Source organism: Streptomyces justiciae (genome assembly GCF_015163075.1).
GTDB lineage: Bacteria > Actinomycetota > Actinomycetes > Streptomycetales > Streptomycetaceae > Streptomyces > Streptomyces justiciae.
In genome coordinates this window covers 231,099-255,504 of the sequence record NZ_JADDXU010000007.1, presented here as the reverse complement: position 1 = coordinate 255,504, position 24,406 = coordinate 231,099, and the positions used below count along the sequence as shown (strand labels likewise).

Here is a 24,406-nt window from a genome sequence, read left to right as displayed (position 1 = left end):
CATCTCGGGCAGGTGTCGGACGATCCAGTCGGCGCGGCTCACGCGCCGCCGCCCGTGCGCGTCGGTCTGCCCGCGCCGAAGGTGCTGTCCCGCCAGATAATCACCGGGTGAGCCTAGGCGTCGTGTGAGGCGTCACAAACGGAGGTCGGGCATGACCTGTCCGACCCCATGTACTAGAGTTATCTCGACATCGAGATATCTGCCGAGGCGTACCGCAGCCGCCACCCTGGTTAGGGTTACCTAACTTAGCCTTACCTTAGCGGATCGGCCAAGTCGTCGTGGCGGCAGGATGCGGTGGGAACGCGCACATCAATGAAGGAGACTGTCGTGTCGGCGAACAGCTTCGACGCCCGCAGCACGCTGCAGGTGGGCGACGAGTCGTACGAGATCTTCCGGCTGGACAAGGTGGAAGGCTCGGCTCGCCTTCCGTACAGCCTCAAGGTTCTGCTGGAGAACCTGCTCCGTACCGAGGACGGCGCGAACATCACCGCCGACCACATCCGTGCCCTCGGCGGCTGGGACTCCCAGGCCCAGCCGTCCCAGGAGATCCAGTTCACGCCCGCCCGCGTGATCATGCAGGACTTCACCGGCGTGCCCTGTGTCGTCGACCTCGCCACCATGCGTGAGGCCGTCAAGGCCCTCGGCGGCGACCCGGCCAAGGTCAACCCGCTCTCCCCGGCCGAGATGGTCATCGACCACTCCGTCATCGCCGACAAGTTCGGCACCAACGACGCCTTCAAGCAGAACGTCGACCTGGAGTACGGCCGCAACAAGGAGCGCTACCAGTTCCTGCGCTGGGGCCAGACCGCCTTCGACGACTTCAAGGTCGTCCCCCCGGGCACCGGCATCGTCCACCAGGTCAACATCGAGCACCTGGCCCGTACGGTCATGGTCCGCAACGGCCAGGCCTACCCCGACACCCTCGTCGGCACCGACTCGCACACCACGATGGTCAACGGCCTCGGTGTGCTCGGCTGGGGCGTCGGCGGCATCGAGGCCGAGGCCGCGATGCTCGGCCAGCCGGTCTCGATGCTCATCCCGCGCGTCGTCGGCTTCAAGCTGACCGGTGAGCTCACCCCCGGCACCACCGCCACCGACCTCGTGCTCACCATCACCGAGATGCTGCGCAAGCACGGCGTCGTCGGCAAGTTCGTCGAGTTCTACGGCGAGGGCGTCGCCGCCACCTCGCTCGCCAACCGCGCCACCATCGGCAACATGTCGCCGGAGTTCGGTTCGACCGCCGCGATCTTCCCGATCGACGCCGAGACGATCAACTACCTCAAGCTCACCGGCCGCTCCGAGCAGCAGCTCGCGCTCGTCGAGGCGTACGCCAAGGAGCAGGGCCTCTGGCTGGACCCGGCCGCCGAGCCGGACTTCTCCGAGAAGCTGGAGCTCGACCTCTCCACGGTCGTCCCGTCGATCGCCGGCCCGAAGCGCCCGCAGGACCGCATCGTCCTCGCCAACGCCGCCGAGCAGTTCAAGCTGGACGTCCGCAACTATGTCGACGTCGTCGACGAGGCGGGCCAGGAGTCCTTCCCGGCCTCCGACGCCCCGGCCGTCGCCCCGAACGGCGCTCCGTCCAACCCGGTCACCGTGACCGCCCCCGACGGTTCGACGTACGAGATCGACCACGGTGCGGTGACGGTCGCGGCCATCACCTCCTGCACCAACACCTCCAACCCGTACGTCATGGTCGCCGCCGCGCTCGTCGCGAAGAAGGCCGTGGAGAAGGGCCTGACCCGCAAGCCGTGGGTCAAGACCACCCTCGCCCCGGGTTCGAAGGTCGTCACCGACTACTTCGACAAGGCCGGTCTGACGCCGTACCTGGACAAGGTCGGCTTCAACCTGGTCGGTTACGGCTGCACCACCTGCATCGGCAACTCCGGCCCGCTGCCGGAGGAGGTCTCCAAGGCCGTCAACGACCACGACCTCGCGGTGACCTCGGTCCTCTCCGGCAACCGGAACTTCGAGGGCCGTATCAACCCCGACGTCAAGATGAACTACCTGGCCTCCCCGCCGCTGGTCGTCGCGTACGCCATCGCGGGCTCCATGAAGGTGGACATCACCAAGGACGCCCTCGGCACCGACCAGGACGGCAAGCCGGTCTTCCTCGCCGACATCTGGCCCTCCGAGGCCGAGGTCAACGACGTCGTCGCCAACGCCATCGGCGAGGACATGTTCTCCAAGTCCTACCAGGACGTCTTCGCGGGCGACGCCCAGTGGCAGGCCCTGTCGATCCCGACCGGCGACACCTTCGAGTGGGACGCGGAGTCGACGTACGTCCGCAAGCCCCCGTACTTCGACGGCATGACGATGGAGACCACCCCGGTCTCCGACATCACGGGCGCCCGCGTCCTGGCCAAGCTCGGCGACTCGGTCACCACCGACCACATCTCGCCCGCCGGCGCCATCAAGGCCGACACCCCGGCCGGCAAGTACCTCACCGAGCACGGTGTGGAGCGTCGTGACTTCAACAGCTACGGCTCCCGCCGCGGCAACCACGAGGTCATGATCCGCGGTACGTTCGCCAACATCCGCCTGCGCAACCAGATCGCGCCGGGCACCGAGGGCGGCTACACCCGCGACTTCACGCAGGACGGCGGCCCGGTCTCCTTCATCTACGACGCCTCGCAGAACTACCAGGCCGCCGGCACCCCGCTGGTCATCCTGGGCGGCAAGGAGTACGGCTCCGGCTCGTCCCGCGACTGGGCCGCGAAGGGCACCGCGCTCCTCGGCGTCAAGGCCGTCATCACCGAGTCGTACGAGCGCATCCACCGCTCGAACCTCATCGGCATGGGCGTCCTGCCGCTCCAGTTCCCGGCCGGCCAGAACGCCGACTCCCTCGGCCTGACCGGCGAGGAGACCTTCTCCATCACCGGCGTGACCGAGCTCAACGAGGGCACCACCCCGAGCACGGTCAAGGTCACCACCGACACGGGCGTCGAGTTCGACGCGGTCGTCCGCATCGACACCCCCGGTGAGGCCGACTACTACCGCAACGGCGGCATCATGCAGTACGTGCTGCGCAGCCTGATCCGCAAGTAAGCGGTCCGGCAGGCCAGTTGAGGGCCGCACTCCCCGGAGACGGGGGGTGCGGCCCTTCGCCGTGTTCGGGCGGGGACGTCCAGGTCATCACCCACCCTCAGGTGGAACACAGGCTTCCCCCAGCGGACCGGGACACGATCGGGACATGACTGGCACCGCTGGGTACCGCAACGGCCGCGTCCGTGTGCTCATCGTCGACGACGAGCCCGCGCTCACCGACGTGCTCTCCGTGGCCGTCGAGGAGGCGGGCTGGCGGGCCTACCCGGCGTCGGACGGACAGAGCGCGCTGAAGGTCGCCCGCGGCTGCGCCCCGCACGCCGTCGTCCTCGACGGGATGCTGCCCGACCTCGACGGCCTCCAGGTGCTGCGCCGCCTGCGGGCTGAGAACCCGCGGCTGCCCGTCCTCATGCTCACCGCGCGCGACGCCCTGGAGCACCGGCTCGACGGACTCGACGCCGGCGCCGACGACTACGTCACCAAGCCGTTCTCCCTGGAGGAGGTCGTGCTGCGGCTGCGCGGACTGCTGCGCCGGGCGGGCGCCCAGCACACCCGCGCCGACACGTCCGTACGAGTCCTCGGCGACCTCGTCCTCACCGAGGAGACCCGCGAGGTGCACCGCGCGGGTACCCCGATCCAGCTCACCGCCAAGGAGTTCGACCTGCTCAGCCTGATGATGGACCACCCGCGTCAGGTGCTGAGCAAGGCGCAGATCATCGACCACGTCTGGAGCACCTCCTTCGACGGCGGCGGCAACCTCGTCGAGGTCTACATCTCCGGCCTCCGCCGCAAGATCGACCGCGGCCGGGCGCCGATGATCCACACCGTGCGCGGCCTCGGCTACGCCATCAGGCCCACGGAGGACGGCAGATGACCGCCCGGCGGCGACTGCGCTCGATGCGCTCGCGCCTGCTGCTGTTCATCTCCCTCGCCCTGGTCGCCGTGTGCGCGGCGATGGCGCTCACCACCGTGTTCGTCCAACGCGCCTATCTGTACGGCAACTTGGACGACCGCGTCGAGAACGCCGTCGAGCGCTGCCTGGGCGGTGCCGCACTGCAACCCCAACTCACCGCAGACCTGGGCTTCCTGCACGAGCAGGGCCACCCGACCGGCATGGTGGCCGCGCGGCTCGACGACGACGGCGACATCGTCAGCGCGGCGGTCGTGGCGCGCGAGTACACGACGCAGCAGCTCACCGCCGAACAGCGCGCCGCCCTCGCCGGCATCGAGGCCGACGGGTCGATGCACACCCGGACCGTGCCCGGCCTCGGCACCTACCGCATCACCGCGATCGACCGCGACGGCATACGGGTCCTCGTCGGCATCCCGATGGACGACGTGCGGCGGATGATCAGGGGGATGGTCATCGCGGAGGTGGCCATCGCGGCTGTCGGACTCACCGCCGCCGGCTGCGTGTGCGCGGTCGTCATCCGCCGTCAACTGAGGCCCCTGGGCCGGGTCGCCGGGACCGCGGTCGAGGTGTCCCGCGCCCCGCTGGGCAGCGGTCGGGTGGGCGACCTCACCCGCGTCCCCGAGCGCGACACCGACCCCGACAGCGAGGCCGGGCAGGTCGGCGCGGCGTTGAACCGAATGATCGACCACGTGGAGTCGTCCCTGACCGAACGCCAGCGCACGGAGGAGCGGATGCGCCGCTTCCTCTCCGACGCCAGCCATGAACTGCGCACGCCGCTCGCCTCGATCGCGGGCTACGCCGAGCTCATGAACCGTGGCACCGACCGCATCGAACCGGGCACGGCCTGGCGCCGCGTCTCGGCCGAGTCGGCGCGGATGACGGGCCTGGTGGAGGACCTGTTGCTGCTGGCCCGGCTCGACGAGGGCCGCCCGCTCCAGTCCGCCGAGGTCGATGTCGCGGCGCTGGTCGCCGAGGCGGTGTGGGACGCGCGGGCCGCGGGCGACGGCCATGACTGGCAGCTCGAACTCCGCCTCGACGCCGAGCCGTTGGTGACCGGCGACGAGGCCCGCCTGCACCAGGTGGTCGCCAACCTCCTGGCCAACGCACGCGTGCACACACCCCCGGGGACGAGGGTCGTAGCGGTGGTGGAGAGCGGGGACGCCCAGTGCCTCGTACGGGTCCGGGACAACGGCCCCGGCATCCCGCCCGCCCTCCTCCCCACGGTCTTCGAACGCTTCACCCGAGCCGACGCGTCCCGTACCAGGGCCGGTGGGCTGGAGGGCGGTTCGGGGCTGGGCCTCGCCATCGTCGCCGCGATCACGGCGGCGCACGGCGGGCGCATCGACGTCGAAAGCACGCCGGGGCGGACGGAGTTCACGGTCCGACTGCCACGGGTGGCGGAGGAGCCGCTGCCGGCCGTGCTGTCGGGGGAGGGAGCGAGGGTCCGCTGAGACCTGGTCACCCGTGCCGTGCGGTCTGAACTACCGTGCCGATCATGCACCGAAGCCGCGTCTACGCCGTCCTGATCGACACCCCCGAGCCCGAGGCCGCCTCCGCCTTCTGGTCCGCCGCCCTCGGCGCCCCGGCCCAACGGGTCGACGACGAACCGCAGTTCACCGTCCTCCACGGCGCCCTGCCGGGGCTGGTCACCGCCGTCCAGGCCGTCGACGACGTGCCGCGCCTGCACATCGACATCGAGACGGACGACGTGGAGGCCGAGACCGCTCGCCTGTCGGCCCTCGGCGCGGTCGAGATCTCCCAGTGGCTGGAGTGCCATGTGCTGCGCGCGCCCGGCGGACAGCTGGTGTGCGTGATCCCGGTGCACAGCGACCCCGAGACCTTCGCGGCACAGGCCAACACCTGGCCGTGACAAGGCCGTCGGCCGCACCCGCCGTAGCCGCCGTACCCTCTTCCGAGTGACCTCCCCCGACCTCCTCCACCACGCCCTCCACGACCCCGGCGACCCGCCCCTCCGTCCGCTGCCGGACCGCGCGGCGGAGCTGCTGCGCGAGCTGGACGCGCCGCCGCGGCTCGCCGCGCATCTCAGGGCGGTGCACGACGTGGCGTACGACCTCGTGGAGTGGCTGACGCGGCGGCACTCCCAACTCCCGCTCGACCGTGAGGCGGTGCTGTTCGGTGCGGCCACGCACGACATAGGCAAGACGGCGCACACCACGGAGCTCTCCGGCCCCGGTTCGGCGCACGAAGTCGCCGGTCGCGACCTGCTGTTGAGCCACGGCATCACCCCGCACCTGGCCCGCTTCGCCGCCACCCACGCGAGCTGGACCGCGCCGGACGTGACGATCGAGGATCTCCTGGTCAGCCTCGCCGACAAGGCATGGAAGAACAAGCGCGTCCCGGAGCTGGAGGACCTGGTGGTCAGGACGCTGGCCGAGGCGAGCGGGCGATCGGTGTGGGAGGAGTTCCTGGACCTCGACGACCTGCTGACGGACGTGGGGGAGGGGGCGGCGGCGCGGCTGGCCTTTCAGGGGGCGTATCCCGTGTGACGGCGGCGGGCTCAGAAACCGAGGAGCGCGTCGAGATCGATCTCGACGGGGAACGGCAGCTCGGTGAAGAGCTTGCCGTGGTGCACCGGGTGCGAGGGCGCGGGGAAGTAGGTGAGGGTGTCCGCGTTGAGCCAGTACTCGTGGACCGCGAGCTTCTGGTCGCGGTCCAGTTCGACGCGCCAGTAGTACGGGACCTTGTTCGCTGAGAAGAGCGCGGGTTTGCGCACGCGGTCGTCCTGACGAGAGCCAGGGGACACGACTTCGACGGCGAGGGTGACCTTCCCTGCTGGGATGCACTCAGCCTTGAAGAGGTTCAGCTCCCGCGGGTCGTAGACGATCACATCCGGTTTGGGGGTGTTGCGGTCGTCCACCATCACGCACTGCTCGGTGAGTACCCGATAGGGCGAGACGCGTGCTGCCTTGAGCGCGTCAGCGAGGCCGTCCCGCACTTCGTTGTGCCAGACATTGGTCTGCCCACGAGCCACGACCACTCCGTCCACGAGTTCCCAGTCGAAGGGCAGCTCCAAATGCTTCACCTGGGCAAAGGCCCAGCCGTCGGCCGGAGGGAACATCCAGGTGTCCTCGGTGGCCTGCTGGGGTGTGGTCATCACTGCTCCCATGGACGCCAGTGTGGACGCCGATATGTGGCGTGATCGTACGTACGAAGGTACCGCCACCCAAACCAGTGATGCCACGGCACGCCATTGACGCCCACCCTCCCTCGCGCCAACCGTTTACACCCGCCCCCATTCGCGCTACCTTCCGCCACAGGCGGGGTGGGAGCGCTCCCATGCGGGTGGACCGGAACCTGCCCGAAGGGGACCACCCACCCCGCTCATCCGCACACGCATCCGCACGGCCCGTACCTCAAGGAACGGACTGGACTGTCATGATCCTGACAAAATCAGCGTCCCCCGGTCGCCGATTAGCGCTCCCGACTCGCGCCAGAGCCCTCTTCCTCGTCCTGGTCTCCCTGCTCGCCACAATCCCCGCGGTCGCCCTGGTCGTCACGGCCGGCGGGCAGGCGGAAGCCCACGGCACCCCGATGAAGCCCGGCAGCCGTACCTTCCTGTGCTGGCAGGACGGGCTGACCGACACCGGTGAGATCAAGCCCGTCAACCCGGCCTGCAAGAACGCGCAGGCGGTCAGCGGCACCACGCCGTTCTACAACTGGTTCTCGGTGCTCCGCTCGGACGGCGCCGGCCGCACCCGCGGCTTCGTACCGGACGGCCAGCTGTGCAGCGGCGGCAACACCAACTTCACCGGCTTCAACGCCCCGCGCAACGACTGGCCGTTGACCCACCTCACCTCGGGCGCGACCGTCGACTTCTCCTACAACGCCTGGGCGGCGCACCCGGGTTGGTTCTACGTCTACGTCACCAAGGACGGCTTCGACCCGACCAAGACCCTCACCTGGAACGACATGGAGGACCAGCCCTTCCTCTCCGTCGACCACCCGCCGCTGAACGGCAGTCCGGGCACGGTCGAGGCCAACTACTCCTGGACCGGGCAGCTTCCGTCGAACAAGTCGGGCCGCCACATCATCTACATGGTCTGGCAGCGCTCGGACAGCGCGGAGACCTTCTACTCCTGCTCCGACGTCGTCTTCGACGGCGGCAACGGCGAGGTGACCGGCATCCACGAACCGGGCAACCCGACCGACCCGGTCCCCGGCACCTGCACCGCCACCCGCAAGACGACCGGCAGTTGGAGCGGCGGCTACCAGTCCGAGGTGACCGTCACCAACTCCGGCGACGTCCCGATGCTGGGCTGGATGGTCGACTGGACGCTCCCGAGCGGCCAGAAGGTCGACAGCCTCTGGAACGGCAACGCCACCTACACCGGCCAGGACGTGATGGTCCACAACGCCGACTGGAACGGGTCCCTGAGCCCAGGACAGAGCACGACGTTCGGGTACGTCGTGACCGGCTCCGGCGGTGATACGGCGACCACGTTGCCCTGTCGCGTCGGGTAACCCCGGCCGGCCTGCGGACCCGGTGGGCCACGAGCCGCCGCTCACCGGGTCCGTCGGCGATGACATGATGGCGGGCATGACCTTCACGACCCGCATGACCGCTCCGGCCGCGTCCCGAAAGGGCGATGCCGCGTAGGCGCCCCGGCGCGCTGCGCGCCGCTCGACCCACCAACGCCCCGCGATGGGACCTTCCCCCGGCCCGCATCCATGGCCTCTCCACCCGAACAAGCCTGGCCATAGCCCGCGTTGAAGGGCTCCCGGCCGACTACTACGTCTACTCCGGCGCCACCGACCGGGCCCTGCGACGCTATCGCCAGTTCCTTCAACCGGCAGGGCGACGCCCCCGTTACCCACAGGACGCGGAGTGCACCTGCCGCGGCTGCTCCTTCGACGACGTCAGGCACGCCCGCGACATACTGGACGAGATCCTCACCCGCCTGCCTCCCCGGCCACGCGCCGAACTCGCCCGCGCCGTAGCCGACTTGGACGCCACATACCTGCAACGCACCCTCCCCGACCCCTTCGCCACGGACCGCCAGTGGCACCCCGACCTGTGGTGGCGCCGCCGAGGAGCCCCTGCCTGACCCGAGGGAGCCGACGCGACGCAGGCGCCGCCGATGACGTACACCTGTGAACGGGGCGGGCGATGGCGCCGGGCCTTGAGGACGGCGTGCACGCGCGACGGCACCTGGCGACGGCGCCGACCCCCGCCGGTCAAGTGCGCGCGTCAGCGGGGGCAGGCGGTGGCGTCGGGCCGCGCGGCTGGTGTGCACGCGCGACCGGACCTGCCGATGGTGCCGGGCCCCGCCGATCACGCGCGCGTCAGCGGGTCAGGTGGTGGCGTCAGGCCGCGCGGCTGGTGTGCATGTGCGTGCGGGCCGAGGCGTGGCGTCGTGCCCCGCCGGTCACGTGCGCGCGTCAGCGGGCCGGGCGGTGGCGTCGGGCCGCGCGGCTGGTGTGCATGTGTGAGCGGGCCGAGGCTGGCGCCGTGCTCTGCCGATCACGTGCGCGCGTGAGCGGGCTGGACGATGGAGGCGGGCCCCGAAGATGACGTACACCCGCACCCTCAGGCAGGCCGGCGACCAGCTGCCGCAGGGCCTCGGGCCCGTCGGCGGCCAGGGCGCTGTGCTGGCGGTGGTCGGCGGCGACCCAGCGGCCTGGTCGCCCTGAACGGCACCTACCACGGCTTCGGCCCCGACCCGCTGATCGCCCTCGGCACTGGCCGGCCGTAATTCGCTTGCCCCCGGCACGCGACGTCGCTGCACTGTGCGCGGCGCGATGATGTTGACCGGCATGACCGCAGGCCCGCTCCAACCAAGCCAGGGCCGGTGAACAGGCCGGACCTGCGCATGGCACGCCACCCCGCCGATCACCTGCACCCGCGACCCGACCTGGCTATGGCGCCGCACCTCGCCGATCACGTGCACGCGTGACCTGACCTGGCGATGGCGCTGCACCTCGCCGATCACATGCCCACCCGACCCGACCTGGCCATGGCGCGCTCCACCCCGCCGATTACCCACCCCCTCCACCGCCCCCCACCCACGCCGCCACGCCCCACCCCCGTTCCGGGAGCCCCGACCGCCACCGTGTGAGGATGGCCTACCGTCCTGCTCCGATGTGTCAGTCGAGGTCGTTGCCATGTCCAAGTCCGAGGCCCGTGAGCCGATTCGCAGCAACGCGCGGTCCAACCGGGCGAAGATCCTGGCCGCCGCGCGTGAGCTGCTGGGGCAGAACCCGGACGCCACGCTGGAGGAGATCGCGCAGGCCGCCGGGGTCGTACGGCGGACCGTGCACGGGCATTTCCCGGGCCGTGTGGCGCTGCTGGAGGCGCTCGCGGAGGAGGCGTCGGAGGCGTTGCGGGCGGCTTCCGCACGGTGGCCGGACGTGACGGAGGACCCGGAGCACGCGTTCGCCGGGTTCGTGCTCGCGGTGTGGCCCGAGGGTGACCGCTACCGGCTGCTGCTGTCGCTGGCGACGCAGGATCTGGGGCAGGAGCGGGTCACCGAGGCGCTGGCACCGGCCCGCGCGGCGGCCCTCGCGATCCTGGAGCGCGGCCAGCGGGCCGGGGTCTTCCACGACCGGCTCCCCGCGCCCGCGCTCAGCGCCGCGATGGAGGCGTACACCATCGGCCTGCTGGAGGCTGTCACCGCCGGTCTCTGGGAGGGGGACGGGGCGCGGGCCGCGGTGGCGAGCCTCATCGCGGTCGGTGTGCCGGTGGAGCGCGCGGAGCGGGTGGTGGCGGAGGTCGCCGGCCGGGAGGAGTGAGGCTCGCGGCATCGAAGCAGCCGCGGGTGCTCCAGGGCGGACCCGGTGGACACCCCCACCGGGTCCGCGAGCCGGGCAGGTGAGGGGGAGTCCCTGCCCGGGTGTGGAGTGGCTGAAGACGGCGACAGCGCGCGGGTCGGACAACGTTGTCGAGTAGTCTAAACCTCACTTTACCGCGTCAATGGACCGCGAAGTCAAGCGAGTTGGGTTTGACCCGTCCGAGTGGCTCCGCGGTGCCGTCGGCCGGCTGTCCGTGGCCCCGCGTGGTACGGCTGGCGCACGTGAAGCCCCTGATGCTTGCCGCCGCTCTGGCCTTGGTGTTCGCCGGCGTCGCCGCCGCGCCCCCGGCACCTCCCGAGCTCGTCGACGACCCCACCCCCTACGTCGACCCCCTCATCGGCACCCGCAACGGCGGCAACGTCTTCCCCGGCGCGGTCACCCCGTTCGGCATGCTCTCGTGGAGCCCCGAGAACACCCGCGGCGACGCCACCCGCACGGCGGCCCCCGGCGGCTACCACTACGACGCCACCCGCATCCGGGGCTTCAGCCTCACCCACATGTCCGGCACCGGGTGCGCGGGCGGCAGTGGAGACATCCCGTTCTTCCCGTACGCCGGTCAGGTCGCCTCCTCACCCGCGAGCGACACCGGGGACAAGGTGTACGCCGCCGACTTCGACCACGCCGACGAGACCGCCGAACCCGGCCACTACAAGGTCACCCTCGCCTCCGGCGTCACCGCGGACCTCACGGCCACCGCCCGCACCGGCTCGGCCCGCTTCACCTACCCTGCCGACCAGCCCGCCTCGTTGCTCATCCGTACCGCCAACTCCGAGGTGGGCTCCACCGATTCGACGGTCGAGATCGACCCAAGCACCCGTACCGTATCCGGCTCCGTCACCTCCGGAAACTTCTGCGGCCACCTCGACCCGGAGGGCCGACGCGCCTACTACACCCTGCACTTCACCGCCCGTTTCGACCGCGCCTTCAAGGCGACCGGCACCTGGCGGGACGACCGGCTCGACTCCGGGTCCCTCACGGCGAGCGGCGGCACCGGCGGCTTTGGCGAGGGCGGAAGGCCGGTCGCGGGCAAGGGGGCCGGCGGGTATGTGGAGTTCGCGCCGGGGGCCGGGCCGGTGAACGTCAAGGTCGGTGTCTCGTACGTCAGTCGGGCGGGCGCCGAGGCAAACCTGGCGGCGGAGAACCCGCCGTACCGCACCTTCGACGACGTACGGCAGGCGGCCCGCCGGGCCTGGCGCGACGACCTCGCCGCCATCCGCGTCGGCGGCGGCACCGACGCCGAACGCACCACCTTCTACACGGCCCTGTACCACTCCCTCCTCCACCCGAACATCATCAGCGACGCCGACCGCAGGTACCGCGGTCCTGACGGCGAGGTGCACCGGACCGGGCGCCGGGCGCAGTACGGCACCTTCTCCGGGTGGGACGTCTACCGCGACCAGGTGCAGCTGCTCACGCTTCTGCAACCGCGCACCGGCTCCGACATCGCCCAGTCGCTCTACGAACTCGCCCAGCAGAACGGCGGGATCTGGGACCGCTGGCTGCACGGAGCGAGCGGCACGCACGTCATGAACGGCGATCCCTCGGCCGTCGCCCTGGCAGGCATCCACGCCTTCGGCGGCACCGACTTCGACCTGCGGGGGGCGCTGGACTCGCTCGTCCGTGCGGCTACCGAGCCGACTCCGAAGGATCTGTCCGCCGCCGGGAAGCCTGTCCTGTCCGTGGGGCAACGGCCGTCTCTCAACCAGTACTTGAAGCACCACTACATGCCGTCCGTGTCCAACGCCTGGGGCGGTGCCGCGGAGACGCTGGAGATGTCCGGCGCCGACTTCGCCCTCTCGCAACTCGCCGCGGCGGCGGGGGAGAAGGGCGTCGCCGCCGAGTTCGCCGGGCGCTCCCAGTGGTGGCAGAACAACTTCAACATCGGTGCCGATCCGAGCGGCGGCTACATCGCCAACCGCAAGGCGGACGGCAGTTGGGTCGCGGGCTTCACCCCGGCCACCGGCAACGGGTTCGTGGAGGGGACGGCGGCCCAGTACACGTGGATGGTCCCGCACAATCCGGCGGGGCTCTTCGCCGCGATGGGCGGGAGAAGCAAGGCGCTTGGTCGGCTCGACTCCTTCTTCCACGCGGGCGCCGGCAGTTGGGCCTTCACCGGCAGCGGTGGCGAGAAGTCCGAGCTGGACAACGAGCCGTCCATCAACGTGCCCTACCTGTACGACTACGCGGGCGCCCCGTACCGGACACAGGAGACCGTACGCGCCGCCATGCGACAGCTGTGGTCGACGCGGCCGGGCGGCATCCCGGGCAACGACGACCTCGGCGCGATGTCCGCCTGGTACGTCTTCGCCGCCCTCGGCATGTATCCGCAGGTCCCTTCCCGCACCGAACTCGTCCTGGCCTCACCGCTGTTCCCCCGGATCGAGATCGACCGCCCGGACGGCAACGACATCTCCGTCCGCGCGGAAGGAGCCGCCGCCGACTCGCCCTACATCCACTCCCTGCGGGTCGACGGACGTACCAGTGAACGGCCTTGGCTGCCGGCCTCGTTCGTACGGGACGGTGGCGACCTCGACTACACGCTCTCCGGTACGCCCGACCGTGCATGGGGCTCGGGCGTCGATGCCGCTCCGCCGTCCTTCCGCGAGGGCGAACAGCCCTACCAGGTCGGCATCGGGCCGACCGCGGTGACGCTCGCCCCGGGCGGGAGTGTGAAGGTCGCCCTTCGCGCGCTCGCGTTGAGCGGCGGTGCCGGTCCCGCGGGCCGCTTCAGGGTCGACGCGCCCGAGGGGGTCGAGGCAAGTCCGGCCGAGGGGAGCGTCGTTGACGGGGTGCAGGAGATCACTCTCAGCGTCGGCGAAGGCGCCGCGCAGGGTTTCTACGATGCCGAGATCGCCGTCGACTCGTACGCACAGCCCGTCTTCCTGACCGTCGCCGCGCCCGGCAGTCTGCTCGCCGCCTACGACAGCATCGGGATCTCGGACGACTCCGGTGACCACGACGAGGCCGACTTCGACGGCGGCGGCTGGAGCTACTCCCGGCAGGCTCTTGCCGCGGCCGGATTGAGCCCGGGTGGGCAGGGGCAGCTGGGGGACGGCCTCGGCTTCATCTGGCCCGGCTCGCCGAGCGGGCGGCCGGACAACGCCACTGCGAACGGACAGACCGTGCAATTGGCTGAGCCTGTCAGCCAGTTGGCCTTTGTCGGCAGCGCTGTCAACGGCGATCAGGAGGCCCGCGCCACCGTCACCTACACCGACGGCAGCACGGACACCGTCGACCTCTCCTTCACCGACTGGACGCTCGGCGGGGGCGGCGGCAGCGTCCGGTACGGCAACGAGGTCGTCGCGAGGACGGCGTACCGGAACGTCCCGGGCGCGGGGCGGGAACCGGTCGTCACGTACGTCTTCGCGACCGAGCCGTTCCGGGCGCCCGAGGGGAAGGCCGTCGCGCGTGTGCGGCTGCCCCGTGATCCGGACCTGCACGTGTTCACGCTGGCGACTCGCTGAACAGCCCGGCCAGCCAGTCGAGTTGGCGGCGGACATGAACCGCGTCGCCGCCCTCGTGGCCGTTGTACGGGTAGGCGTGGATCTCCGTGCGCGGGGCGGCGCCGGACAGTTCGGCCCAGCGGTTGAAGGCGGCGTACGCGCCGCTCGGCGGGCAGACCGTGTCGCGCAGGCCGACCCCGAAGTGGGCGGGGGCGTGGGCGCGGCGGGCGAAGGAGATGCCTTCGACGTAGGACAGCGTGCGGTACGCGGCCTCCTCCGCGCCCCGGTGCACGGAGAGGTAGGTGCTGATCTCGCCGTACGGGTGGGCGTCGGTGAGGTCGAGGGCGCGGCGGATGCCGCACAGCAGGGGGGCGGTGATCAGGGCCGCGGCCAGGTCGGGGACGAGTCCCGCGACGGCGAGGGCCAGGCCGCCGCCCTGGCTGTTGCCGACGGCGACCGTGCGGGAGGCGTCCACGCCGGGCAGGGCGCGGACCGCGGTGACCGCGCGGACGGCGTCCGTGATGAGGCGGCGGTAGTGGTGGTCGCGGGGGTCGAGGAGGCCGCGGGTCATGGGGCCGGGGCCGCCGGGGGCCTGGGCGTGCGGGTCGGGGGTGGCGCCGCCGTTGCCGTACTGGTCGCCCTGGCCGCGGTTGTCCATGAGTAGCACCGCGTACCCGGCGTTCACCCAGGTCAGGCGCTCGTGGGGGAGGCCGCGGCCACGGCCGTAGCCCGCGTACTCGACGACGGCGGGCAGTGGCTCCCGCACGCCGGCAGGGCGGCTGAACCAGGCGCGCACCGGGTCGCCCGCGAAGCCCCGGAACGTCACGTCCCAGGACTCGGTGAGCCGCAGGCCGGTCTCCACCGGCCGCACCGACACCAACACCTCATCCTGGGCGGCCTCCTTGAGGGTTCCGCGCCAGAACTCGTCGAAGTCGGCGGGCTCTTCGGGCAGCGGACGGTGGTGCACGAGCTCCGTCAGCGGCAGGTCGAACGCGGGCACGGGGCACCTCGCAGGAGTCGGACGGGAAAGGGAAACTTGCGGAGATTAGCGCGCCTGGCTCCCGGGTTCTACCCCGCACGCAACGGACTTCAACTCCCCACCCACGCCTCAAAAGGCGGCTGCGACACCCATTGACAGCGCTTTCTAACTGCCTTTAAGTTGCCGCGAAGTTACCGGTAAGAGTTCGAAAGTTTCGGTTCAGCTCCTCCCCTCCTGAGAGGACCGAGCATGAGCACGTCCACCAAGTCGGCCTCTCCGCCCGGCGTCCAGGACCCACCCGCCCCCGCTCCACCGCGAAAGCCCTCCGCACGCGTCACCTGGAGACGGGCGCTGCGCCGCGACTGGCAGCTGTACTCACTGGCGGTGCTGCCGCTGCTGTTCTTCCTGGTGTTCCGCTATCTGCCGATGCTCGGCAACGTGATCGCCTTCCGGCGCTTCGAACCGGGCGGCTCGATGTTCGGCGAGCAGTGGGTCGGCCTGCGCTATGTCGAGATGTTCCTCAGCGACCCGACCTTCTGGCAGGTCTTCCGCAACACGCTCTGGCTCGGCGGACTGACCCTCGTCTTCTGCTTCCCGATCCCGATCGTGCTGGCCCTGCTGCTCAACGAGGTGCGCCGGCGGGCCCTGAAGCGGTTCGTGCAGTCGGTGTCGTACCTGCCGCACTTCCTGTCGATCGTGATCGTCGCCGGCATCACCCTGCAGATCCTCGCCACCGACGGCCCGGTCAACCACGTCCTGGGCTGGCTCGGCCACGACGAGATCCGGTTCATCCAGGAACCCGAGTGGTTCCGCACGATCTACGTCGGCTCCGAGATCTGGCAGACCGCCGGCTGGGGCACGATCCTCTACCTCGCCGCGCTCACCACCATCGACGAGGACCTGTACGAGGCCGCCCGTATCGACGGCGCCGGCCGCTGGCGGCAGACCTGGCACGTCACCCTGCCCGGCATCCGCCCCACCATGATCACGCTGCTGATCCTCAACGTCGGCACGTTCATGGCGGTCGGCTTCGAGAAGGTCCTGCTGCTCTACAACCCGCTGACGTACCAGACCTCCGACGTGATCTCCACGTACGTCTACCGGACCGGCGTCGAGTCCAACAGCTTCAGCTACGCCGCCGCCATCGGCCTGTTCGAGGCGGTCATCGGCCTGGTCCTGATCACGACCGCGAACCAGCTCTCGCGCCGCACAGTGGGGACCAGCCTGTGGTGAGGCCGAGCCGTTCCTACCGGGTGTTCCAGGGCGTCAACGGGGTGATCCTCAGCCTCGTCGTGGTCGTGACCCTGTATCCCTTCGTCAACATCATCGCCCGGTCCTTCAGCGGGGAGCGGCAGATCCGCGCCGGTGAAGTGACGCTGTGGCCCAAGGGGTTCAACCTCACCACGTACAAAATCGTGTTCCAGGACTCGATGTTCTGGCGGAACTACGGCAACACCGTGTTCTACACGGTCGTCTCCACCGCCGTCGCCATGATCCTGACGACCTGTTACGCGTACGTCCTGTCGAAGAAGCACCTCAAGGGCCGCACCGCGCTCATCGGCGTCGCCGTGTTCACCATGTTCTTCACCGGCGGGCTGATCCCCAACTACGTGCTGATCACCACCCTCGGCCTGAAGAACAGCGTGTGGGCGATCGCCCTGCCCAACGCGATCAGCGTCTTCAACCTGCTGGTGATGAAGGCCTTCTTCGAGAGTCTGCCGGGGGAGCTGGAGGAGGCCGCGCAGATCGACGGGCTGAGCACCTACGGCATCCTGCTCAGGGTCGTGCTGCCGCTGTCCAAGGCGGTCGTCGCGACGATGGTCCTCTTCTACTCGGTGTCCTTCTGGAACTCCTGGTTCAGCGCTTTCCTCTACATGGACAGCTCGGACCTGATGCCGGTCACCGTCTATCTGCGGAACATGATCCTGGGCGCCACCGGCGGCTCCAACGCGGGCGCCGGCACCGAGCAGCTCAGCCAGGTCGGCGCGAACATCCAGGCGGTGACCATCGTGCTCACCTCGCTGCCGATCCTCTGCGTGTACCCGTTCGTCCAGCGCTACTTCGTCTCGGGCGTGATGCTCGGCGCGGTCAAGGGCTGATTCCCCCGACTCACCCAAGCCGTCAAGAGCTGGTCCCCGACTCACCTACGGAACAAGGGAGTTCCCGTGAAGAACGCAGGAGAGCTGTCGCGGCGTCAGATCTTGGCCGCCGCCGGCTTCATCGGTCTCGCCGGCCTCACCGGCTGCGGCAGCGGCGACAACGGCGGCGACAGCAAGGACCTGTCGAAGAAGCAGAACGGCGCGATGAAGGAGTACCGCGCCGGGCAGCAGTTCAAGGCCGCCAAGCCGCTGTCCTTCTCGATGCTGCACAACAACAACCCGGTCTACCCGTACAAGAGCAGCTGGCTGTTCTGGAAGGAGGTCACCAAGCGCACCGGCATCACCCTGAAGCCGGTCGACATCCCGCTCGCCGACTACGAGAAGAAGCGCAGCGTCCTCATCGGCGCGGGCGACGCCCCCTTCCTGATCCCGAAGACCTACCACCCGGGCGAGGTCGCCTTCGTGTCCTCCGGCGCGATCCTCCCGGTCAGCGAGTACGTGCACCTCATGCCCAACTACCAGGACAAGGTGAAGAGGTGGAAGCTCGAACCCGAGCTCGACTCCATACGCCAGTCCGACGGCAAGTACTACCTGCTGCCCGGCCTGCACGAGAAGCCCAAGGCCGGCTACTCCCTCTCTTTCCGCACCGACGTCCTCGACAAGCTCGGCCTCACCCTGCCCGGCACCTGGGACGAGGTGTACTCGGTCCTGAAGGCGCTCAAGACGGAGTACCCCGACAAGTACCCGTGGACCGACCGCTGGAGCGTCAACACCCCGTTCCCCTGCGGGGCGTTGTTCCAGTACCTCGGCCAGTCCTACGGGGTGAAGGCGGGCTGGGCGTACGACAACATCAGCTTCGACACCAAGGCGCAGAAGTTCGTCTTCACCGCCACGCAGGACAACTACCGGGCGATGATCGAGTTCTTGAGAAAGATCGTCGCCGAGAAGCTGCTCGACCCGGAGAGCTTCACCCAGCAGGACGACCAGGCGACGCAGAAGCTGCTGGCCGAGAAGTCGTACGTCATCAGCGCCAACCCGCAGGAGCTGGTGCAGAACTACCGCTACAACCTGGAGAAGCAGGTCAAGGGCGCGAAGATCGAGATGGTCCCGGTGCCGCTCGGACCGGCGGGCCCGGTCGTCCTCGGCGGGGTGAGGCTGGAGAACGGGATCATGGTCTCCAGCAAGGCCCTCAAGAGTGACAGCTTCGTCGCGATGATGCAGTTCGTGGACTGGCTCTGGTACTCGGACGAGGGCCAGAAGCTGTGCAAGTGGGGTGTCCAGGGCGTCACTTACACCGAGGCCGGCGGCACCTACAAGCTGGAGCCCGGCATCTCCCTCATGGGCTCCGACCCGGACGCCCCGAAGGACCTCCAGAAGGACTTCGGTTTCTTCAACGGCGTGTTCACCTACGGCGGCAGCTGGGAGCTGGTCTCCTCCAACTTCGGCCCGGACGAGAAGAAGTTCCAGGACGCGATGTCCCAGCGCGAGGAACTGCCCATCGACCCCGCCCACCCCCTGCAGTCGGTGGAACAGGAACAGGCGACGCTCCTCGATACGCCCCTCAAGGACCACGCCATCCAGAACACCCTCAAGTTCGTTCTCGGCAAGCGGCCGATGTCCGAATGGGACGCCTACGTCTCCGAGTTGAAGGCGAAGAACCTCCAGCGGCTCGTCGACCTGCACAACCAGGCGTACGACCGGTTCAAGAAGGAGAACGGGTGATCCACGTCCCCGCCGAACCGACCGGCGAACTCTCCGACGCCTGGCGCCACTGCGTCGGCACCGGCCGCATCGAACTCGCCCTGCGCCGCGACTACCAGGACTCGCTGAAGCTGCTCCAGGACGAGATCGGCTTCCGGTACATCCGCGGTCACGGCCTCCTGAGCGACGGCATGGCGGTCCACCGTCCCTACGAGTGGCAGGGCGCCCGGCACGTCCACCACTCGTTCACCTACGTCGACCAGGTCGTCGACGCCTACCTCGACCTCGGCATTCGGCCGTTCCTCGAACTGGGCTTCATGCCCGAGGAGTTGGCGTCGGGCAAGCAGACGGTCTTCTGGTGGCGGGGCAACGTCACCCCGCCCCGGTCCTACGAGGAGTGGGCGGACCTGGTCCGTGCGACCGTCGCCCACCTCGTCGACCGCTACGGCCTCGACGAGGTGCGCACCTGGCCCATCGAGGTCTGGAACGAGCCCAACCTGCCCGACTTCTGGGAGCACGCGGACGAACAGGCCTATCACCGGCTGTACGAGGTGACGGCGGCCGCGGTGAAGGAGGTGGACGCGGGGCTGCAAGTCGGCGGCCCGGCGATCTCGCCCGGCGCGGACGAATGGCTGGGCCGGTTCGCCGAGTTCGCGGAGCGCGGGGACGTGCCCGTCGACTTCGTCTCCAAGCACGCCTACACCTCGGGCCCGGCCCACCACGTGCCCTTCGGCACCCACCAGACGCTGGCGCCCGCGCGACACCTCCTCGACCAGTTCGCCACGCCCAGGGACCTCCTGAAAGGCACCCGCCTCGCCGAACTGCTCGTCCACATCACGGAGTTCAACTCCTCCTACCGCCCCGACAACCCCGTCCACGACACCGCCTTCCACGCCGCCTACCTGGCCCCCGTCCTCGCGCACGGCGGCGACCACGTCGACTCCTTCTCCTACTGGACGTTCAGCGACATGTTCGAGGAGGCCGGCCCGCCGACCGCCCTCTTCCACGGCGGCTTCGGACTGCTCACCCACCGGCAGGTGAAGAAGCCGACGTACCACCTGTACGCGTTCATGGCACGCATGGGCACCCACCTGCTCGCCCGCGGCGACGACCACCTGGTCACCCGGCATGCGGACGGCCGCGTCACCGTCCTCGCCTGGGCGCCGGTCGACGCGAGCGGGGAGACGCCGGGGCCGGAGCGGCACCGGCTGAAGCTGTCGGTACCGCTGAAGGCCGCGGGCGAGGCCTTCGTACGGCGGTCAAGCGTGGACGAGGAGCACGGCAACGCCCGCACGGCCTGGCAGCGGATGGGCAGCCCCCGCTCACCCCGGCCGCAGCAGCTCGACGTACTCCATGAGGCGGCCGAGCCCGGCCGACGGCATCTGCGGCTGCCGGTGGCGGACGGCCGGGTGGAGCTGGATCTGACGCTGAGCCGTCATGAGGTGACGTTGGTCGAGGTCAGCGCGGTCGTGGACGAGGCGCCGCCCTGGGCGGACGAGCGCCGACTGCTGGGCGGGGAGCCGCGATGAGCACACAGTCCGCCGCCTTCGGTGTCGGCCCGTTCGCACGGGCCGCCGCTCTCATCCACACCCTCGTCACGGTCGGCGCCCTCCTCCTGCTTGCCGCCGCACCCGGCCTCGCCGGCCTCCTCCTACTGGGCCCCGACCCGACCAACCTCCCCCTGGCCGCCGTATGCCTCCTCCCGCTCGGCCCGGCCGCCTGCGCCGCCGTCTACGCCCTCCACCACCGCGACCGCGACCTCACCGACCTCCACCCGGCCCGCGCCTACCGGCGCGGCTGGCGGCTCAACGCGCTGCCCGCGCTGCGGCTGTGGGCGCCGCTGCTGGCCTGGCTCACGGTCATCGCGTTCACCCTCACGCACTTCTCCGCGACCGGGCTGCCCGGCTGGTGGGCGGTGCTGCTCGGCGTGATCGGGACCGGTTCGCTGCTCTGGGGAGCGCACGCGCTCGTCCTGACCTCCCTCTTCAGCTTCCGCACCCGCGACACCGCCCGCCTCGCCGCGTACTTCCTGTTCCGGCACGGCCGCGCCACCCTCGCCGCCGGCTCACTGCTCGTCCTGGCCGCCGCGGGGACCGCCCTGCTCACCGAGGCCCTGCCCGCCCTGCTGGCCGCCCCGCTGCTGCTGTCCCTGCTGCACGGCAGCCGCGCGCTGATCGCCGAGACCGAGAGGGACTTCACCGTATGACAGGCAAGATTCCGTACGGCGGCGACTACAACCCCGAACAGTGGCCGCAGGACGTCTGGGACGAGGACCACCGCCTCTTCACCCTGGCCGGCATCGACACCCTCACCGTCGGCGTCTTCTCCTGGTCGCTCACCCAACCCGCCGAGGACACCTACGACTTCACGATCCTCGACCGCATCCTCGACCGCGCCGCCGCCGAGGGCCGCCAGGTCTGCCTGGCCACCGGCACGGCCGCCCTCCCGCCCTGGCTCGCCAAGGAGTACCCCGAGACCAACCGCACCGACTTCGAGGGCCGTCGGCACCGCTACGGCCAGCGGCACAACTTCTGCCCCAGCTCACCGGCGTACCGCCGCCTCTCCACCGCGATGGCCGGACGCCTCGCCGAACGCTACGCCGACCACCCGGCGTTGCTCGCCTGGCACATCAACAACGAGTACGGGGGCGTCTGTTACTGCGAGCTGTGCGCGGACGCCTTCCGCGACTGGCTGCGCAACCGGTACGCCACCCTCGACTCCCTCAACGACGCCTGGTGGACCACTTTCTGGTCCCACCGCTACACCGACTGGACCGAGATCGAGCCGCCCAACGCCCTCACCGAACACTGGCGCGGCCCCGACCACACCGCCTTCCAGGGCATCACCCTCGACTACTTCCGCTTCACCACCGACGCGCTCCTCGGCTGCTTCCTCGCCGAGAAGGAGGCGATCCGGCGGTACGACCCGGAGACGCCCGTCACCACCAACTTCATGGGCATGTTTCGCCCCCTCGACTACCACCGCTGGGCACCCCACCTCGACTTCGCGTCCTGGGACAGCTACCCGCCCCTCGGCGCCCCGCCCACCTGGCCCGCCCTGGCCCACGACCTGATGCGCGGCCTCAAGGACGGCGCCCCCTTCTGGCTCATGGAGCAGACCCCGTCGACGACCGCCTGCCGGGACGTGAACCCCCTGCGCAGGCCGGGGGAGTTGCGTCTCGCCACCTTCCAGGCGATCGCCCACGGCGCCGACGCCGCCCTCTACTTCCAGATGCGCGCCTCCCGTGGCGCCTGCGAGAAGTACCACGGGGCGGTCATCGGGCACGCGGGCCGGGACGACACCCGGGTGTTCCGAGAAGTATCCGACCTGGGAAGGGAACTCGCCGAACTCGGCGCAGCCACCCTCGGCGCCCGCACCCCCGCCCGCACCGCCCTCCTCTTCGACTGGGACAGCTGGTGGGCCCTGGAGATCTCCGACGGCCCCTCCCGGTTGGTCAAGTACCAGGACGTCGTCCACGCCTACTACCGTGCCGCCCGCGAGGCCGGCGCCGACGTGGACGTCGTACCGCAGACCGCCGACCTGACCTCGTACGACGTGGTCCTCGCCCCCGTCCTCCACATGGTCAAGGGCGACCTCGCCACCCGCCTCGAAGCCGTCGCCGCACGCGGGGGCACCGTCCTGACGACCTTCCTCTCCGGCCGCGTCGACGAGCACGACCGCGCCTTCCTCACCGACGTCCCCGGCCCGCTCGCCCCGCTCATGGGCGTCCGCGTGGACGAATGGGATGCCCGGCAGCCCGAAGTCGCCCAGTCGATCGCGGAGTTGGGGTGCGAGTCCCGCCTGGTCTTCGAGATCGTCCAGCCGTGCGGCGCCGAGCCGGTCGCCACGTACGGCAGCGACTTCTACGCGGGTACGCCGGCGGTGACCCGTAACGCCTTCGGGGACGGCGAGGCATGGTACGTCGCCACAGCCCTCGACCAGCCCGGCGTCGACCAGATGATCCGCCGCGTCCTCACCCGTCACGACCTGCTCGGCCCGTACGCCGACCACCCGGCCGTCGAGACCGCGACCCGCGTCGCCCCCGACGGCACCCGCATCCTCTTCGTCCTCAACCACGCGACGAAAGCAGCCCACTTGACCGCCCCCGCGACGGTCGTCGACCTCCTCACCGGGAAGCAGACCGAGCAGGGCGACCCCCTGTCCCTCGACCCGCTCGGCGTGGCCGTGCTGCGGCTGCTCAGTTGATGGTGACGACACGTGCCCAGGACGGCGGGGTGTCGGGGACGTAGTCCGGGTCCCGCTCGTTCACGCCTCGCGCGGGACGCGGGAAGAGCCCGACGACGGTCCGGCAGGGCGGCGCATCGGACGGCCAGGGGGTCTGGCCGTCCGTGAGGGCGACGATCACGTCCGGGCGGGGTCGGGAGCGGAGTGCCCGGGCGAAGCCCGAGCGCAGGTCCGTCCCACCGCCGCCGATCAGTTCGATGTCCTCGGCGCGGCAGAGCGGCGCGGCGAGTCCGGCCGCCGCGTCGCAGGAGATCACCGAGACCAGGTCACGCCGGCCGCCCACGGCCCGTGCGATCGCCGCCACCTCCAGCAGCGCGCTGCCCAGCTCGGCATCGCTCACCGAACCGGAGGTGTCGATCACCACGCACACCCGGGGCGGGGTGCGACGCAGACTCGGCAGCAGCACCCCGGGGACGGCGGCCGAGCGCCGCGACGGACGACGGTACGTGTGGTTCTCGCCCACCCCCGGCGCACCCGCCGCCGAGCGGATCGCCGCGCCCAGCAACTGCCGCCAGGGCTGCGGCGGATGGAACGCCTCGTCCGCCCAGCGCCGCCAGCCCTCAGGGGCCTCGCCCGGCCGCCCCTTGATCCCCTCGGCGACCCGGAAGCGTACCGCGTCGCGTTGCTGCCGGGTCAGCCCGTTCGCCCCCTCGGCGCCCAGCTCCCAGGGCCGCGCCTGCCCGTCGGCGCCGCTGCCGCAGTCCAGCCAGGCCAGGTCGGCGGCGAGCCCGGACATCGACGACGTCCGCAGGTACTCCTCCATGAGGAGGCCGTTCTTCAGGCCCAGCAGTGACGGCAGGACCGCGCCGAGGGGGCGGGGCAGGCCGTCGCCGTAGATGTCGTCGTTGATCTCGAAGTCGGCGGCGATGTTGCGGCGCAGCCGCTCGCCGGGGCCGTACTCCTCGTTCTCCCGCGCGTAGCGCTCGCCCCGCCCGTGGTGGTCCCGGAGGAGATGGGACACCTCGTGCACCCAGACGCCGGCCAGCTCCTCCACCGGCATGCGGGCCACGAAGGCGGGGGAGACGTAGCAGCGCCAGTGCGCGTCGACCGCCATCGTCGGCACGGACCGGTCCTCGACGATGTGGAGCGCGAAGAGGGCGACGGCGAGGTACGGGCGGACCTTGACGGCGTGCAGCCGGGCGGCGAGCAACTTCTCCATGTCCAGAGGGAGTTG

19 protein-coding genes are annotated in these 24,406 nt (G+C 70.4%); 16 read left to right on the top strand and 3 right to left on the bottom strand.

Going from position 1 to position 24,406, the window contains the following annotated elements; genetic code table 11:
- Positions 1-327 precede the first annotated feature (327 nt).
- The 5 genes from acnA (at position 328) to IQ210_RS21300 (ending at position 6,462) form a co-directional block, all read left to right on the top strand.
- The gene (gene acnA, locus IQ210_RS21320) at positions 328-3,045 is read left to right on the top strand and encodes an aconitate hydratase AcnA (protein WP_194080660.1); all 2,718 of its coding nucleotides are present in this window, start codon (positions 328-330) and stop codon (positions 3,043-3,045) included.
- Positions 3,046-3,190: 145 nt separating this feature from the next.
- Positions 3,191-3,916 carry a response regulator transcription factor gene (locus IQ210_RS21315; RefSeq protein ID WP_194080659.1) on the top strand — a complete coding sequence of 242 codons (726 nt, stop codon included), beginning with the start codon at positions 3,191-3,193 and terminating at the stop codon, positions 3,914-3,916.
- Positions 3,913-5,406: a sensor histidine kinase gene (locus tag IQ210_RS21310; RefSeq protein ID WP_194080658.1), complete on the top strand. Its 1,494-nt coding sequence runs from the start codon at positions 3,913-3,915 to the stop codon at positions 5,404-5,406. Before IQ210_RS21315 ends, IQ210_RS21310 begins: the two co-directional genes overlap by 4 nt.
- A gap of 44 nt (positions 5,407-5,450) precedes the next feature.
- Positions 5,451-5,825, top strand: a complete 375-nt coding sequence (locus IQ210_RS21305; RefSeq protein ID WP_194080657.1) for a VOC family protein — start codon at positions 5,451-5,453, stop codon at positions 5,823-5,825.
- A gap of 46 nt (positions 5,826-5,871) precedes the next feature.
- Entirely contained in the window at positions 5,872-6,462 is a 591-nt protein-coding gene (locus tag IQ210_RS21300; RefSeq protein ID WP_194080656.1) for an HD domain-containing protein, read from the top strand.
- Between the two features lie 11 nt (positions 6,463-6,473).
- Here IQ210_RS21300 and IQ210_RS21295 read toward each other — a convergent pair whose 3' ends face one another.
- Entirely contained in the window at positions 6,474-7,082 is a 609-nt protein-coding gene (locus IQ210_RS21295; protein WP_194080655.1) for a Uma2 family endonuclease, read from the bottom strand.
- 269 nt (positions 7,083-7,351) lie between these two features.
- Between IQ210_RS21295 and IQ210_RS21290 the strand changes: the two genes are divergently transcribed.
- The 5 genes from IQ210_RS21290 (at position 7,352) to IQ210_RS21275 (ending at position 14,229) form a co-directional block, all read left to right on the top strand.
- A complete protein-coding gene (locus IQ210_RS21290; protein WP_194080654.1) occupies positions 7,352-8,437 on the top strand; it encodes a lytic polysaccharide monooxygenase auxiliary activity family 9 protein in 1,086 nt (361 codons plus the stop codon).
- Between the two features lie 125 nt (positions 8,438-8,562).
- Positions 8,563-9,021 carry a hypothetical protein gene (locus IQ210_RS21285; RefSeq protein WP_194080653.1) on the top strand — a complete coding sequence of 153 codons (459 nt, stop codon included), beginning with the start codon at positions 8,563-8,565 and terminating at the stop codon, positions 9,019-9,021.
- 463 nt (positions 9,022-9,484) lie between these two features.
- Positions 9,485-9,607 (top strand): hypothetical protein, encoded by a 123-nt coding sequence (locus IQ210_RS47930; RefSeq protein WP_256779716.1) that lies wholly within the window; start codon positions 9,485-9,487, stop codon positions 9,605-9,607.
- Positions 9,608-10,078: 471 nt separating this feature from the next.
- The gene (locus tag IQ210_RS21280; RefSeq protein WP_194080652.1) at positions 10,079-10,705 is read left to right on the top strand and encodes a TetR/AcrR family transcriptional regulator; all 627 of its coding nucleotides are present in this window, start codon (positions 10,079-10,081) and stop codon (positions 10,703-10,705) included.
- A 293-nt stretch (positions 10,706-10,998) separates the two neighbouring features.
- Positions 10,999-14,229 (top strand): GH92 family glycosyl hydrolase, encoded by a 3,231-nt coding sequence (locus tag IQ210_RS21275; protein ID WP_194080651.1) that lies wholly within the window; start codon positions 10,999-11,001, stop codon positions 14,227-14,229.
- Here the strand turns inward: IQ210_RS21275 and IQ210_RS21270 are convergent.
- Entirely contained in the window at positions 14,210-15,208 is a 999-nt protein-coding gene (locus tag IQ210_RS21270; protein WP_194080650.1) for an acetylxylan esterase, read from the bottom strand. The genes IQ210_RS21275 and IQ210_RS21270 overlap by 20 nt on opposite strands.
- A gap of 228 nt (positions 15,209-15,436) precedes the next feature.
- On the opposite strand from IQ210_RS21270, the gene IQ210_RS21265 reads away from it, so the two are divergent.
- The 6 genes from IQ210_RS21265 (at position 15,437) to IQ210_RS21240 (ending at position 23,193) form a co-directional block, all read left to right on the top strand.
- On the top strand, positions 15,437-16,420 hold the full coding sequence (locus tag IQ210_RS21265; RefSeq protein ID WP_194080649.1) for an ABC transporter permease: 984 nt from the start codon (positions 15,437-15,439) through the stop codon (positions 16,418-16,420).
- Positions 16,414-17,286, top strand: coding sequence for a carbohydrate ABC transporter permease (locus tag IQ210_RS21260; protein ID WP_194080648.1), 873 nt, complete (start codon positions 16,414-16,416; stop codon positions 17,284-17,286). The genes IQ210_RS21265 and IQ210_RS21260 overlap by 7 nt, the downstream gene beginning before the upstream one ends.
- Before the next feature lie 66 nt (positions 17,287-17,352).
- Positions 17,353-19,008 (top strand): ABC transporter substrate-binding protein, encoded by a 1,656-nt coding sequence (locus IQ210_RS21255; protein WP_194080647.1) that lies wholly within the window; start codon positions 17,353-17,355, stop codon positions 19,006-19,008.
- Entirely contained in the window at positions 19,005-20,516 is a 1,512-nt protein-coding gene (locus IQ210_RS21250; RefSeq protein ID WP_322656393.1) for a GH39 family glycosyl hydrolase, read from the top strand. Before IQ210_RS21255 ends, IQ210_RS21250 begins: the two co-directional genes overlap by 4 nt.
- Positions 20,513-21,193: a hypothetical protein gene (locus tag IQ210_RS21245; RefSeq protein WP_194080645.1), complete on the top strand. Its 681-nt coding sequence runs from the start codon at positions 20,513-20,515 to the stop codon at positions 21,191-21,193. The genes IQ210_RS21250 and IQ210_RS21245 overlap by 4 nt, the downstream gene beginning before the upstream one ends.
- Positions 21,190-23,193 carry a beta-galactosidase gene (locus IQ210_RS21240; protein WP_194080644.1) on the top strand — a complete coding sequence of 668 codons (2,004 nt, stop codon included), beginning with the start codon at positions 21,190-21,192 and terminating at the stop codon, positions 23,191-23,193. The genes IQ210_RS21245 and IQ210_RS21240 overlap by 4 nt, the downstream gene beginning before the upstream one ends.
- Here IQ210_RS21240 and IQ210_RS21235 read toward each other — a convergent pair.
- Positions 23,186-24,391 (bottom strand): vWA domain-containing protein, encoded by a 1,206-nt coding sequence (locus IQ210_RS21235; RefSeq protein WP_194080643.1) that lies wholly within the window; start codon positions 24,389-24,391, stop codon positions 23,186-23,188. The genes IQ210_RS21240 and IQ210_RS21235 overlap by 8 nt on opposite strands.
- Positions 24,392-24,406: the final 15 nt, after the last annotated feature.

Excerpts from the sequence above, each read along its gene's own strand:
- IQ210_RS21315 (WP_194080659.1), top strand. The coding sequence starts at position 3,191 with ATGACTGGCACCGCTGGGTACCGCAACGGCCGCGTCCGTGTGCTCATC.
- IQ210_RS21295 (WP_194080655.1), bottom strand. The coding sequence starts at position 7,082 with ATGGGAGCAGTGATGACCACACCCCAGCAGGCCACCGAGGACACCTGG.
- IQ210_RS21290 (WP_194080654.1), top strand. The coding sequence starts at position 7,352 with ATGATCCTGACAAAATCAGCGTCCCCCGGTCGCCGATTAGCGCTCCCG.
- IQ210_RS21280 (WP_194080652.1), top strand. The coding sequence starts at position 10,079 with ATGTCCAAGTCCGAGGCCCGTGAGCCGATTCGCAGCAACGCGCGGTCC.
- IQ210_RS21305 (WP_194080657.1), top strand. The coding sequence starts at position 5,451 with ATGCACCGAAGCCGCGTCTACGCCGTCCTGATCGACACCCCCGAGCCC.
- IQ210_RS21285 (WP_194080653.1), top strand. The coding sequence starts at position 8,563 with ATGCCGCGTAGGCGCCCCGGCGCGCTGCGCGCCGCTCGACCCACCAAC.
- IQ210_RS21275 (WP_194080651.1), top strand. The coding sequence starts at position 10,999 with ATGCTTGCCGCCGCTCTGGCCTTGGTGTTCGCCGGCGTCGCCGCCGCG.
- IQ210_RS21235 (WP_194080643.1), bottom strand. The coding sequence starts at position 24,391 with ATGGAGAAGTTGCTCGCCGCCCGGCTGCACGCCGTCAAGGTCCGCCCG.
- IQ210_RS21265 (WP_194080649.1), top strand. The coding sequence starts at position 15,437 with ATGAGCACGTCCACCAAGTCGGCCTCTCCGCCCGGCGTCCAGGACCCA.
- IQ210_RS47930 (WP_256779716.1), top strand. The coding sequence starts at position 9,485 with ATGACGTACACCCGCACCCTCAGGCAGGCCGGCGACCAGCTGCCGCAG.
- IQ210_RS21310 (WP_194080658.1), top strand. The coding sequence starts at position 3,913 with ATGACCGCCCGGCGGCGACTGCGCTCGATGCGCTCGCGCCTGCTGCTG.
- IQ210_RS21245 (WP_194080645.1), top strand. The coding sequence starts at position 20,513 with ATGAGCACACAGTCCGCCGCCTTCGGTGTCGGCCCGTTCGCACGGGCC.
- IQ210_RS21240 (WP_194080644.1), top strand. The coding sequence starts at position 21,190 with ATGACAGGCAAGATTCCGTACGGCGGCGACTACAACCCCGAACAGTGG.